The organism is Pseudomonas sp. LBUM1670, assembly GCF_059695695.1.
Window position 1 is genome coordinate 5594386 of the sequence record NZ_CP166783.1, and the last position, 13479, is coordinate 5607864.

8 protein-coding genes and 1 pseudogene are annotated in these 13479 nt (G+C 60.0%); 4 read left to right on the forward strand and 5 right to left on the reverse strand.

All coding sequences use genetic code 11. From position 1 onward, the window contains the following. Positions 1–60: 60 nt before the first annotated feature. Positions 61–582 carry a BRO-N domain-containing protein gene (locus ACA073_RS25660; RefSeq protein WP_497400457.1) on the forward strand — a complete coding sequence of 174 codons (522 nt, stop codon included), beginning with the start codon at positions 61–63 and terminating at the stop codon, positions 580–582. Between the two features lie 123 nt (positions 583–705). Here ACA073_RS25660 and ACA073_RS25665 read toward each other — a convergent pair. The 3 genes and pseudogenes from ACA073_RS25665 to ACA073_RS25675 all read right to left on the reverse strand — a co-directional run. Continuing rightward, positions 706–1671, reverse strand: a pseudogene (locus ACA073_RS25665) (aldose 1-epimerase family protein); the annotation flags it as partial. A 237-nt stretch (positions 1672–1908) separates the two neighbouring features. After that, positions 1909–3885 (reverse strand): methyl-accepting chemotaxis protein, encoded by a 1977-nt coding sequence (locus ACA073_RS25670; RefSeq protein ID WP_497400459.1) that lies wholly within the window; start codon positions 3883–3885, stop codon positions 1909–1911. A gap of 181 nt (positions 3886–4066) precedes the next feature. Continuing rightward, on the reverse strand, positions 4067–4987 hold the full coding sequence (locus tag ACA073_RS25675) for a LysR substrate-binding domain-containing protein (protein ID WP_497400461.1): 921 nt from the start codon (positions 4985–4987) through the stop codon (positions 4067–4069). 158 nt (positions 4988–5145) lie between these two features. On the opposite strand from ACA073_RS25675, the gene ACA073_RS25680 reads away from it, so the two are divergent. Further along, positions 5146–6540, forward strand: a complete 1395-nt coding sequence (locus ACA073_RS25680) for a NorM family multidrug efflux MATE transporter (RefSeq protein ID WP_497404228.1) — start codon at positions 5146–5148, stop codon at positions 6538–6540. Between the two features lie 42 nt (positions 6541–6582). Here the strand turns inward: ACA073_RS25680 and ACA073_RS25685 are convergent, their stop codons facing one another. After that, on the reverse strand, positions 6583–8256 hold the full coding sequence (locus ACA073_RS25685; RefSeq protein ID WP_497400463.1) for a putative bifunctional diguanylate cyclase/phosphodiesterase: 1674 nt from the start codon (positions 8254–8256) through the stop codon (positions 6583–6585). A 265-nt stretch (positions 8257–8521) separates the two neighbouring features. On the opposite strand from ACA073_RS25685, the gene rep reads away from it, so the two are divergent. Together rep and ACA073_RS25695 are read left to right on the forward strand one after the other, a co-directional pair. Continuing rightward, positions 8522–10531 (forward strand): DNA helicase Rep, encoded by a 2010-nt coding sequence (rep, locus tag ACA073_RS25690; RefSeq protein ID WP_201184711.1) that lies wholly within the window; start codon positions 8522–8524, stop codon positions 10529–10531. Between the two features lie 70 nt (positions 10532–10601). Then, the gene (locus ACA073_RS25695) at positions 10602–11174 is read left to right on the forward strand and encodes a xanthine phosphoribosyltransferase (protein WP_010465159.1); all 573 of its coding nucleotides are present in this window, start codon (positions 10602–10604) and stop codon (positions 11172–11174) included. Positions 11175–11301: 127 nt separating this feature from the next. On the opposite strand, the gene ACA073_RS25700 is transcribed toward ACA073_RS25695, so the two are convergent. Next, entirely contained in the window at positions 11302–13224 is a 1923-nt protein-coding gene (locus tag ACA073_RS25700) for an acetyl-CoA hydrolase/transferase C-terminal domain-containing protein (protein WP_497400465.1), read from the reverse strand. Positions 13225–13479: the final 255 nt, after the last annotated feature.

Below are 13479 nucleotides of genomic sequence, written 5' to 3' on the forward strand. Positions count from 1 at the left end.
CCCTTTTCGTTTGGCGACGATCAGAGGCAGTTTTCTTCATCGCACCTCGAGAACTGCACCATGGACGACAACTATCTGATCCCACACGTCTTCACCCGCCACAAACTCCACCTCCACGCCCTCCTCCTCCAAAACCAACCCTGGTTCAGCGCCCGCGACCTAGGCCGACTCCTACGCCTCTACCTCGACGAACGCGCCGTCCGAAAACTCGACCCCGACCAACGCCAATCCGCACGAATGCTTATCCACGGCAGCATCGAAAACACACTGCTGATTAGCGAATCCGGCGTCTACGCATTACTGGTCTACCACTACTGCCCCGAATACCGAGGCCTGCGTGAGTGGCTGACTCACGAAGTCGTGCCGGCTCTCAGAGACGCCCAGCAACCGATCTCAGCCGAACGCCCGATTCTGAGCCTGCTGAACTGGCCGGAAATGTCGTTGAGTTTGCTGCACTGGAACAACCAGCCGTGGATTCGGCTGGAGGATGTACCACACGTTCTACCTGATCAGAATGAATCAAAACGTGCGGCCAATACGCCTTGGTGGAAACGAGCTTCGCGGATGCTGCAATCGTTTTAACACTCATTTTCACCGCCTATTGACTACGTTTGCCGAGCGACAGACGTAGTCCTTTTCCATAACCAAACCCAATTCCACCCGCTGTGCTTCTGACGTCCTTCTTTCATCTCAGTACGGTCCTATATCCGTGTTTTTCCACAGGGAAAAGACGGGCAGCGATTGAGTGTTGAAGCCCACCGAAACGCCCAGGCTACCCGCCTTGTTGTGCAGCACGGTCAGCGTGTCGCCTTTGGCGTCGGCATAGGGCACGACGTTGTATACCGTCTCGTCGTAATCCTTGGTCGGCCCTCGGTAAGTCTGCCAGTCCGGCAAATCTGCTTTGGCCTTGTCGTTGAACGGTGAAACCTGTTTCACCGGCGCAGCAAAACGGGCGCCCTGCTCCAGGAACGGCGTGCTGAAGTTACTGTGATACAGCGCCTGGTACTCCTTCGGATAATCGCCGTTGTTGGTCAGGGTGTCGTTAAGACTAAAGCTGACACTGCCAGGCTCGGTGACCAGTTCGGTCGCCACAGAGAAGTCGACCTTCTTGAACGCCTGCTCTTTCAACTCTCCGCGCAAACTGATGGCGTAAGGCGGCTTTTCGTCGATGTGCAAAGTGACTTTGCTTGCCGGGATATTCGCGGCGCGACCGTGCAGCGTCAGCAGTTCGCCGTTGTCCATGCCGGGATGGCCGACCCACTCGTAGCCGCAGCGGGTGACCAGCTCGTTGAAACCCTCCAGCCAACCCAATCCGCCGCGACCGTTGAGTTCGATGAAGGAAGGATTGACCACCTCCTTGACCGGGGAATCCCAACCCATGCGGACATCTCCTACAGACGCCTGTAGGACGTTCATCCCGCGAGTCGGCACCACCGAGAGTTTCATTGTGCCGTTATCGATGTCGACGATGCTGACGCCCTCCTGCCGACCACCGTGCAGTGTTCGCAGGGTCACAGAGAAGGGTTTGTCGGTTTTTACGCCGAGTTGCTGGCTGGTGATCTGCCAGTTTTGAGCGGCTTTGTCTGTGTCGAGCAGGACGTAATCCCAGGCCACGGCGTGGGAAGCAGCGGAGAGTGCACCGAGGGCAACGAAGAGTTTGAGCGGAGTCATGGCTGGAGCCTTTCTTGGAGTTGTGCCGTTTTTATAGGCTTGCTGAAACGATTCATCAAGCGTTAAAAAAGCAAAATACCTGGAAAGGTGACGCTACAGCTCGGTACCAACTCAGGAATGAGTGGGTCCCTTCGCGAGCAAGCCCGCTCCCACAGGTTCGGCGTCGTTCACACGATTGCGGATCGACGCTAACCCTGTGGGAGCGGGCTTGCTCGCGAAAGCTATTTCAAAGACGCCTCAACGAAACCGGTCAACCTCTTGGCGCAATTCCGCCGCCAGACTCTCCAGCTCTTTAGCGGTCACCGCAAGGTTCGACACCACTTCCCGCTGCTCGCTGTTGGCCAACGCAATACTTTGAAGATTGCTGCTGAGCAATGTCGCGGTGCTGCTCTGCTCCTGAGTCGCCGTGGTGATCGCCGCGAATTGCTCACCGGCAGAACGGCTTCGCTCGTCAATCCGCGCCAGTGCCAATGCGACGTTGGCGTTACGCGATAAGCCTTCCTGCATCAGCACATTGCCCTGCTCCATGGTGCTGATGGCGTTGCCGGTTTCCTGCTGGATGCTTTGAATCATCCCGGAAATCTCGTCGGTAGCCTGACGCGTACGCGAAGCCAAATTACGCACCTCATCAGCCACCACCGCAAAACCACGCCCCTGCTCACCGGCACGCGCCGCTTCAATGGCGGCGTTGAGCGCCAGCAGATTGGTCTGCTCGGCAATCGAAGTAATCACCCCGACAATGCCGCCGATTTCCTGGGAGCGTTGTCCGAGGGTGTTGATCACCGTGGCAGTGCTGTTCAGCGCACCAGCAATTTGCTCCAGGGACGAGGACGCTTCGTCCATCGATGTACGACCGATCCGGGTTTGCTGTGCGTTTTCCTGAGCCAGACGTTGAGTGCTGCCCATGTTGTCGGCAATGTTCAGCGAGGTGGCGCTGAATTGTTCCACGGCGCCGGCCATGCTGGTGATTTCCCCCGACTGCTGCTCCATGCCTTCATACGCGCCACCCGATAAACCAGACAACGCCTGGGCACGGCTGTTGACCTCTTGCGAAGCCTTGCGGATGTGTTCGACCATCGTCGACAGCGCCTGGCTCATCTGGTTGAAGGCGCGGGCCAACTGACCGATTTCGTCATTGCTCGACACGTTCAGGCGCACGCTCAGATCACCGGCGCCCAAGGCTTCGGCCTGACGCACCAGATCACCCAGCGGCGCGAGTTTGCTGCGCAGCAACCAGACAGCCGAGCCCACAGCGATCAACATCGCCAGCAGACTGCCAATCGCCAATTGAATGCCGACGCTCCAGGTCACCGCGCTGATTTCGTCTTGCGGCATGCTCGCCACGACCGACCATGGGCCGCCGTCGAAAGGCACGGCGACGCTATAAAAATCTTCGGATGTGTCGCTCCAGAAATCGCCCTTGCCCGGCGTTTTCGCCAGCGCGGCGATGGCCGGTACAGCTTTGTCCAGCGCTTGCACGCCGGCAATGGGCACCAACCATTTGCTTTGCTCGTCCAGCAGCGCCAAAGAACCGGTCTGGCCGATGCGGAAGCGTTTGAGGTTGGCAAACTGCGCGTTCTGCGCATCGGTGTAATCGAATCCTACGAACAGCACGGCAATCACCTTACCGCTGCTGTCGCGTACCGGGGTGTACTGCGTCATGTAGGAACGTTCGAACAGCAAGGCGCGACCGACGTAGCTCTGCCCCGCCATCAGGCGCGCATAGGCCGGATGGGCATGATCCAGCAACGTGCCGATGGCGCGGCTGCCGTCCTGTTTACTCAGGGACGTGCTGACCCGAATGAAGTCCTCGCCGTTGCGCACGAACACCGTCGCAACGCCTGCCGTCATTTGCTTGAACTCGTCCACTTCCTTGAAGTTGTTGTTCAGCACTTCACTGCCCAGGTGCAGGCCCGGAGTCTGCGCACCCGCCACGGCCACCGGTTCGTCCGGGTGCACGCTCAGACCTGCGCTGAAGCGCTTCTCGAAAAGGCCGGCCAGGCGCTGGGTGCTTTCACGCAACGTGCCGTGAAACGTACTCAACTGGTCGGCCAGCAATCGGGCTTCACTGGCCAGGTGCTCTTCGCGGGTCGCGAGGTTGGCCGTGTCCAGCGAGCGCAAGGCGAACAGGGTGCTGCCACTGATGACAATCGCCAGAATAACGGCGAGCGCAAGTCCAAGCTGTGAGGCGATCCGTGCACGAGGTTGAGACATGACAGCTCCTGGCCGAGTGACCGGATCTTTCTTGATCGGCTGTTCGGCAAAATTTCTAACAATGGGAATTGCGTCGAACCCCCACGAAGGTTCCATCTGCAGATTTTCGGCGGCAAACCTGAATACTTGAGTAGCCTGCCCGGATATGGCACAACGCCTCTTTTGCGGGGGCTCTATCGATTCAGCGCAAGTGCTCGACATCCGGCAACTTCATCGCCAGGGCTTCCCCTTGCAGGAAATCGCTGAGACGGCGCAAACGTTCACCTCCGGGGCGTGTTTTCGGCCAGACGAGGTAATAATTCTCACCACTGGCGACGGCGGTCGGCCACGGCAAACTCAGACGTCCCTGAGCCACATCCTCGGCCACCATCAGCAGATCGCCCATCGACACGCCATAACCCCGGGCGGCAGCAATCATCCCCAGTTCAAGCGTGTCGAACACCTGCCCGCCCTTCAGCGACACCTGATCGGTCAGCCCCATGCGTTCCAACCAGTTGCGCCAGTCTCGCCGGTCCGGCGTAGGGTGCAGCAGTTCGGCATTGGCCAGGCGCGCAACGTCCCACGGTTGATCCTTCAGAAGATTCGGCGCGCCCACTGGAATCAGCTCCTCGGGGAACAGGAAACTGGCTTCCCAGTCCGGCGGAAAATGCCCGTTGCTGAGGATCACGGCGCAATCGAACGGCTCATGGTTGAAGTCCACCGAGTCGACGTCCATCCAGGCGCTGGTCAGTTGCACCTCGTTGCCCGGTTGCAGATGGCGAAACCGGCTGAGCCGCGCCAGCAACCAACGCATGGTCAGGGTGGACGGGGCTTTCATGCGCAGAATGTCATCCTCGGCGCGCAAGGTATTGCAGGCGCGTTCGAGTGCCGTGAAGCCTTCGCGAATGCCCGGCAGGATCAGCCGCGCCGACTCAGTCAGTTGCAGATTGCGCCCGCTGCGGTGAAACAGCCGACAGGCAAAGTGCTCTTCGAGCGTACGAATGTGTCGACTGACGGCACTCTGCGTAATCGACAATTCTTCAGCGGCGCGGGTAAACGAGCTATGCCGCGCCGCCGCTTCGAATGCGCGAAGGGCATAAAGGGGAGGAAGACGACGGGACATTCGGAAAGCTCCTATAGCGCAATCGAGTCAACTTATCAGAAATTCTCCAGGATGAGTTTTATTCATGCCACCCATCCTTTTTATCCCTTTGTGCAAACCCCGCAGAGCGCCGAGAATCGACGCTTTCCTGTTCTCTTGGACCATCGAGCGTGATGACCATGCAGCATCCAGCGCATATTGAACTCTGGGCCATCCTGCGGCTGGCGGGGCCGTTGATTGCCTCGCAGTTGGCGCACATGCTGATGGTCCTCACCGACACCTTGATGATGGCGCGCCTGAGTCCGGAGGCACTGGCCGGCGGCGGGCTCGGCGCGGCAACGTATTCGTTTGTGTCGATCTTTTGCATCGGCGTCATCGCGGCGGTTGGCACCCTGGTGGCGATCCGTCAGGGTGCGGGTGATATCGTCGGCGCGGCGCGGCTGACCCAGGCCGGATTGTGGCTGGCGTGGTTGATGGCCCTGGTGGCCGGGTTGCTGCTATGGAATCTCAAACCGGTTTTGCTGCTGTTCGGCCAGACCGAAACCAACGTCCAGTCGGCCGGACAGTTCCTGCTGATCCTGCCGTTCGCACTGCCCGGTTTCCTGAGCTTCATGGCCCTGCGCGGTTTCACCAGCGCCATTGGCCGGGCGACGCCGGTGATGGTTATCAGCCTTGGCGGCGCGGTGGCCAACTTCGTCCTCAACTATGCGTTGATCACCGGGATGTTCGGCCTGCCGAAAATGGGTCTGGTGGGCATCGGTCTGGTCACGGCGATTGTCGCCAACCTTATGGCGCTGGCGTTGGCGCTGCACATTCGGCGGCATCCGGCGTACGACGCGTATCCGTTGCGCCAGGGTTTGTCGCGGTCTGACCGGCAGTATCTGAGAGAGCTGTGGCGCCTGGGCCTGCCGATTGGCGGCACCTACGCAGTGGAAGTCGGGCTGTTTGCCTTCGCCGCGCTGTGCATGGGCACCATGGGCAGTACGCAACTGGGCGCGCACCAGATCGCGCTGCAGATTGTTTCGGTGGCATTCATGATTCCGGCGGGGCTTTCCTATGCGATCACCATGCGCATCGGCCAGCATTACGGCGCCGGGCAGCTGCTGGACGCGCGACTGGCCGGACGGGTCGGGATCGCGTTTGGCGCGGCGGCAATGCTCGGCTTCGCGATGGTCTTCTGGCTGCTACCGAATCAGTTGATCGGCCTGTTCCTGGACCACAACGACCCGGCCTTCCGCCCCGTCATCGAACTGGCTGTAAGCCTGCTGGCGGTAGCGGCGTGGTTCGAGCTGTTCGACGGTACGCAAACCATCGCCATGGGTTGCATTCGCGGGCTCAAGGACGCCAAGACCACGTTCCTGGTCGGACTGGGTTGCTATTGGCTGATTGGCGTGCCTGCCGCATGGTGGATGGCCTTCCATTTGAACTGGGGACCGACGGGCGTCTGGTGGGGGTTGGCACTGGGATTGGCGTGCGCGGCGGTGAGCCTGACGCTGGCGTTTGAGTGGAAGATGAAGCGGATGATTCGGCGGGAGCCGTCATCGCCGCGTTTCGAAGTCGCCCAGCCGGATTGAGATCCCTGTGGGAGCGGGCTTGCTCCCACATTTTGTCCGTGTTTAAACCACGACTTCCAGTGCAGGCTGCTGACTACTGTCGAACCTCAAATATTCAACCAGCTCCGTCAACGGTAACGGCTTGCTGATCAGATACCCTTGCACCTGATCGCAGCCAAAGCCGCGCAACAGGTCCATCTGCTCAATCGTTTCGACACCTTCGGCGACTACCTCGAGATTGAGGTTGTGCGCCAGATTGATCATCGCGTGGACCAGTTTGCGATTCTCTTCGCGCCCCTCCATCCCGCCGACGAAACTCTTGTCGACCTTCAACAAGGCAATCGGCAGGCTGTTGAGGTGCACGAAGGAGGAGAAGCCGGTGCCGAAGTCATCGAGGGAGAAGCGCACGCCCAAGCGCCCGAGGGCATCCATGGTCTGCTTCACCAGATCGCTGCGACGCATGACCGCCGTTTCGGTCAGTTCGAATTCCAGCCATTGCGCCTCGACGCCGCGCTCGGCAATCAGCCGGCTCAGGGTCGACAACAACTGGCTGTCCTGAAACTGCCGGAACGACAGGTTGATTGCCATGTGCAATGCCGGCAAACCCAGTTCGCGCAGCGCCTGCATGTCGCGCAACGCGCGGGAAATGACCCAGTAGCCGAGCGGCACGATCAAACCGCTTTGCTCGGCCAGTGGCACGAACTCGCTCGGCGGCAGCAAGCCACGTTCGGCATGACGCCAGCGCACCAGGGCTTCGAGGCCGACGATCTGGCCGTCTTCGAGGTTCAGGCGTGGCTGGTAATGCAGTTCCAGCTCATCGCGGCGCAACGCCCGGCGCAGCTCGCTTTCGAGGTCGGCGATGCTGCGGGCATTGCGGTTGATGCGTTCGTTGAAGATGTGAAAAGTGCAGCCTTGAGTGCTCTTGGCTTGCTGCATGGCGATGTGCGCGTGCCACATCAACGGGTCGGCGCCCGCCTGGGCGCGGGCATGGGCGATGCCCAGGCTGGAACCGATCAACAGGCTTTCACCGTCGACCCAATAAGGCTCGGCCAGCGCTTCGGTGATGCGTTCCGCCATCCATTCGGCGCGTTGCGGCGCGCGGCGGGTGTCGATCAACAGGGCGAACTCATCGCTGCCCAGCCGCGCCAATTGATCGCCCGCCTCGAGCTGGCTTTTCAGCCGTGCGACCACTTGCAGAATCAACCGGTCGCCGGCCTGGTGGCCGAGGGCGTCGTTGGCATGGCGGAAGTTGTCGAGGTCCAGGTGACCGAGGGCCAGGCCACGGCCCTCGTTTTCCGCCAGTCGTGCGGCCAGCAAGGTCTGGAAACCCTGGCGGTTGGCGATGCCGGTCAGCGGGTCTTGTTCGGCCAGGCGCTGCAGGGTGTTTTCCAACACGCCGCGCTCACGCACATGACGCAGGCAGCGGCGCAACATGCCGGAATCGAGATGATCGCGCACCAACCAGTCGCTCACGCCATCGGGCGGCAACAGCGGTTCGTGCTCGAGCAGCAACACCGTCGGCAAATTGCAACGGCCCGCCCCCGGCTGAAGGGCCGGGATCGTCAATAACACCGCGCTGCGGTTGTCATCGAACAGAGCGCTGACCGATTCCCAGCTCGGAGCGCTGATGAGCACGACCGAGCTCCCCATCGGAGCCAGACACTCGCGCAACAACGCTGCCCACGCCGGCTCTTCGGCCAGTAGCAGCAAACGCAAGGGTTCGACAGGCGTAGACAAGCTAGCTCCCTAGACTCTGCAATGATGTAGGCGGCGGGCATTATGCCGTGCCGATAACCAATGACCAAATGACATCAGTTATCAAAAGAGATCTTTGTATCCGGAATTACGAACATTAGTCGCAAATTCATCGCGCATCCTGCGTGAAAGTAACAAAACCGGCAAATATAGATAGCGTGTTGCGTCACAAGTCGGAGAGAGCAGCACAATTCGCTGAGCCTGTTAAAATGCCGGCCCATTTCGTGACTGACTCCTGAATTTACGTATGTCCCGACTCAATCCCCGGCAGCAAGAAGCCGTGAGCTACGTCGGCGGCCCTCTTTTGGTGCTCGCCGGCGCAGGCTCCGGCAAGACCAGTGTGATCACGCGCAAGATCGCGCATCTGATCCAGAACTGCGGCATTCGCGCCCAGTACATCGTCGCCATGACCTTTACCAACAAGGCCGCGCGCGAGATGAAGGAACGGGTCGGCACCCTGCTCAAGGGCGGCGAAGGCCGTGGCCTGACGGTGTGCACCTTCCACAACCTGGGCCTGAACATCATCCGCAAGGAACACGTGCGGCTGGGCTATAAACCGGGCTTCTCGATCTTCGACGAGACCGATGTCAAAGCCCTGATGACCGACATCATGCAGAAGGAATACTCGGGCGACGACGGCGTCGACGAGATCAAGAACATGATCGGTTCGTGGAAAAACGACCTGATCCTGCCGCCCGAAGCCTTGGAAAACGCGCGCAATCCCAAGGAACAGACCGCCGCCATCGTTTACACCCACTATCAGCGCACGCTCAAGGCGTTCAACGCGGTGGATTTCGACGACCTGATCCTGCTGCCGGTGAAACTGTTCCAGGAACACGCCGACATCCTCGAAAAGTGGCAGAACAAAGTCCGCTACCTGCTGGTGGACGAATACCAGGACACCAACGCCAGCCAGTATTTGCTGGTGAAGTTGCTGATCGGCACGCGCAACCAGTTCACCGTGGTCGGCGACGACGACCAGTCGATCTACGCCTGGCGCGGCGCCCGCCCGGAAAACCTGATGCTGCTCAAGGACGATTACCCGTCCCTGAAAGTCGTCATGCTGGAGCAGAACTATCGCTCCACCAGCCGCATCCTGCGCTGCGCCAACGTGCTGATCTCGAACAACCCGCATGAGTTCGAAAAGCAACTGTGGAGCGAGATGGGCCACGGCGACGAGATCCGCGTGATCCGCTGCCGCAACGAAGACGCCGAAGCCGAGCGCGTGGCGGTAGAACTGCTGACCCTGCACTTGCGCACCGACCGGCCCTACAGCGATTTCGCGATTCTGTATCGCGGTAACTATCAGGCCAAACTGATCGAGCTGAAGCTGCAGCACCACCAGATTCCGTATCGCCTGTCCGGCGGCAACAGCTTCTTCGGACGTCAGGAAGTGAAAGACCTGATGGCCTACTTCCGCCTGATCGTGAACCCGGATGACGACAACGCCTTCTTGCGTGTGATCAACGTCCCACGCCGGGAGATTGGTTCGACTACGCTGGAAAAGCTCGGCAACTACGCCACCGAACGCAAGATCTCGATGTACGCCGCTACCGACGAAATCGGTCTGGGCGAGCATCTCGACACGCGCTTCACCGATCGCCTGTCGCGCTTCAAGCGTTTCATGGACAAGGTCCGCGAGCAGTGTGCCGGCGAAGACCCGATCTCGGCGCTGCGCAGCATGGTCATGGACATCGACTACGAGAACTGGCTGCGCACCAACAGCTCCAGCGACAAGGCCGCCGACTACCGCATGGGTAACGTCTGGTTCCTGATCGAAGCGTTGAAGAACACCCTGGAGAAAGACGAAGAAGGCGAGATGACCGTCGAGGACGCCATCGGCAAACTCGTCCTGCGCGACATGCTGGAACGTCAGCAGGAAGAGGAAGACGGCGCCGAAGGCGTGCAGATGATGACCTTGCACGCCTCCAAGGGTCTGGAGTTTCCTTACGTGTTCATCATGGGCATGGAAGAGGAAATCCTCCCGCACCGTTCCAGCATCGAAGCCGACACCATCGAAGAAGAACGCCGCCTGGCCTACGTCGGGATTACCCGCGCGCGTCAAACGCTGGCGTTCACCTTCGCGGCCAAGCGTAAGCAATACGGCGAGATCATCGACTGCGCGCCCAGCCGCTTCCTCGATGAACTGCCGCCGGACGATCTGGCTTGGGAAGGCACCGACGACACGCCGGTGGAAGTCAAAGCCGTTCGCGGCAATACCGCATTGGCGGATATACGCGCGATGTTAAAGCGCTAGAATTGAGCACTTTTTAACCGAACACTTTTTGACAAGCTAGGCGCACATGGCGCCAGTAGAGGAACGCTTCATGGAAGCACTGCACCAGAAAATTCGCGAACAAGGCATCGTGCTTTCCGATCAGGTCCTGAAGGTCGACGCCTTTTTGAACCACCAGATCGACCCGGCGCTGATGAAGCTGATCGGCGACGAGTTCGCCGCGCTGTTCAAGGACTCGGGCATCACCAAGATCGTCACCATCGAAGCCTCGGGCATCGCCCCGGCGATCATGACCGGTCTGAACCTGGGCGTGCCGGTGATTTTTGCGCGCAAGCATCAGTCCCTGACCCTGACTGAGAACCTGCTGTCGGCGACCGTTTACTCGTTCACCAAGCAGACCGAAAGCACCGTGGCCATCTCCCCGCGCCACCTGACCAGCAGCGACCGCGTGCTGATCATTGATGACTTTCTGGCCAATGGTAAGGCGTCGCAGGCGCTGATCTCGATCATCAAACAGGCCGGCGCGACCGTGGCGGGTCTGGGGATCGTGATCGAGAAGTCGTTCCAGGGTGGACGTGCGGAACTGGATGCGCAGGGTTATCGGGTCGAGTCGCTGGCGCGGGTGCAGTCGCTGGCCGGTGGCGTCGTGACCTTCATCGAATAAAGCCACACCGCAAAACCCCTGTGGGAGCGGGCTTGCTCGCGAAGGGGCCGTGTCAGTCGACATCATCGGTGACTGACACGGCCTCTTCGCGAGCAAGCCCGCTCCCACATTTGATCTCCGTTGGCTGTTATTGCTCGGTGGCCTTGAGGCCGGAGAGCAACAGTCGCTGAAACAAATCCTCTTTCAATCCTTCCGGGTTGGTCAGCTGCATCCGCTCCAGATGTTCAGGAAACGTTGCCGGCTCAGGCGCATCCAGCGCAGCCTTGCCCAACTCCAGAATCTCCGTCAGCTTGAACTTGCTCTTCAGCCAGTTCAGCGCCCGCAACAAATCCCGCTCCTCAGCGGTGAAATCACACCCCAGTGGATACTCCGGAAACAACTGCGGATGTCGCGCCTGAATCGCCTGCAAACGTTCCGGGCTGTTGTCGGCAAAACGCGGATCAAGACGGAAATTCTTCGGCAATTTACCAATGTTCTGCGCCTGCTCGATCAACCCCGACTGGAAGCGTGAATCGCTGATATTCAGCAACGCCTCGATCACTGCCGCATCAGTCTTGCCGCGCAAATCGGCGATGCCGTACTCGGTGACCACGATGTCCCGCAAATGCCGCGGGATCGTGCAATGGCCGTATTCCCAGACGATGTTGGAACTGACTTCCCCGCCCGACTCGCGCCAGCTTCGTAGCAGCAGAATCGAACGTGCGCCTTCCAGCGCATGGCCTTGGGCGACGAAGTTGTATTGCCCGCCGACGCCGCTGAGCACCCGCCCGTCTTCGAGCTGATCGGCCACGCCGGCACCGAGCAACGTCATGGTGAACACCGTGTTGATAAAGCGCGCATCGAGACGCTGCAAACGCTTGAGTTCTTCCTGACCGTAAAGCTCGTTGATGTAACTGATGCGGGTCATGTTGAACTCGAGCCGCTTGCTTTGCGGCAACTCACGAAGGCGCTCGTAGAAACTGCGCGGCCCGAGGAAGAAACCGCCGTGCACGCTGATGCCGTCGGTTTGCGCGGCCTCGTCCAGCGTGCCGGCATTCGCCTGTTGCTGGGTTAGCACGTCCGGGTAGACCTTGCGCCGCACGATGCCGGCGTCAGCCAGTACCAGCAGACCGTTGACGAACATTTCACTGCAACCATAAAGGCCTTGGGCGAACGGTTCGATGCCCCCCTCGCGTTCGATCAGTTGCGCCCACTGGCTGAGATTCACGTCTGCGAGCAAGGCCTTGTAACCCGTATTGTCCGCCTGCCGCGCCAGCAACGCGGCGGTCAGCGCATCGCCCATGGCGCCGATGCCAATCTGCAAAGTCCCGCCGTCGCGCACCAGCGTGCTGGCGTGCAGGCCGATGAAGTGATCCTGGAAGCCCACCGGCATGTTCGGCGTGGAGAACAGCGTGGTGTTGTCTTTCTCGTCGATGAGCAGGTCGAAGGTGTCGATGCCGATTTCGGCGTCGCCCGGCATGTACGGCAAGTCGTTGTGCACCTGGCCCACGAGCAGGATTGTCTCTCCCGCCGCCCGGCGTTTGGCGATCATCGGGAACAGGTCGAGGGTGATGTCCGGGTTGCAGCTCAGGCTCAGTCGATCGGGATGCTCGCTGTGGCTGGCGACCAGTTGCGCGACCAGGTTCAAACCGGCTGCGTTGATGTCCCGCGCTGCGTGGCTGTAGTTGCTGCTCACGTAATCCTGCTGCGCGGATACGCTATGGAGCAAGCTGCCGGGCTGCATGAAGAATTGCTGAATGTGGATGTTGGACGGCAGGTTGTCCTTGTGCAGGCCTGCGAGGAAATCCAGTTCCGGATAGTCACCGAAGACCCGTTCGATGAAGGGCTCAAGGAAGCGTTTTTGCAAACCGTCGCCCAATGAAGGTCGGCCGAGACACAGCGCGGTATAGATCGTCAGCTGCCGCTCGGGCAGTTGCGCAACGCGTTGATACAGCGCGTTGACGAAATGGTTGGGTTTGCCCAGACCGAGGGGCAGGCCCATGTGGATATGCGCCGGCAAACGTGCCAACACATCATCGACCGCTTGCTCGATAGAACACAGCTGCACCATCTGATCCTCCCTTACATTCCGTGAACTGGGGTTGGACCGAGCTTGCCGCGTCTTTGCTGCAATGAACAGCCCGTTAATGCCAGCCCGCCGCCGCTGTCCCCTGTAGGAGCGAGCTTGCTCGCGAAGAATCTGAAGGCTCCGTGGGGTGTCAGGCTCGCCGCGTCATCGTTGACGACCATCGCGAGCGAGCTCGCTCCTACAGGGTGGGCAGTGGTGTTTATCGAATCACAGGCACAAAAAAGCCGCTCGTAAGCG

What these genes read in the sequence shown, in the direction of transcription:
- ACA073_RS25675 (WP_497400461.1), bottom strand. Translation starts at nt 4,987, where the DNA reads ATGTCCCGTCGTCTTCCTCCCCTTTATGCCCTTCGCGCATTCGAAGCG.
- ACA073_RS25660 (WP_497400457.1), top strand. Translation starts at nt 61, where the DNA reads ATGGACGACAACTATCTGATCCCACACGTCTTCACCCGCCACAAACTC.
- rep (WP_201184711.1), top strand. Translation starts at nt 8,522, where the DNA reads ATGTCCCGACTCAATCCCCGGCAGCAAGAAGCCGTGAGCTACGTCGGC.
- ACA073_RS25680 (WP_497404228.1), top strand. Translation starts at nt 5,146, where the DNA reads ATGCAGCATCCAGCGCATATTGAACTCTGGGCCATCCTGCGGCTGGCG.
- ACA073_RS25670 (WP_497400459.1), bottom strand. Translation starts at nt 3,885, where the DNA reads ATGTCTCAACCTCGTGCACGGATCGCCTCACAGCTTGGACTTGCGCTC.
- ACA073_RS25695 (WP_010465159.1), top strand. Translation starts at nt 10,602, where the DNA reads ATGGAAGCACTGCACCAGAAAATTCGCGAACAAGGCATCGTGCTTTCC.
- ACA073_RS25700 (WP_497400465.1), bottom strand. Translation starts at nt 13,224, where the DNA reads ATGGTGCAGCTGTGTTCTATCGAGCAAGCGGTCGATGATGTGTTGGCA.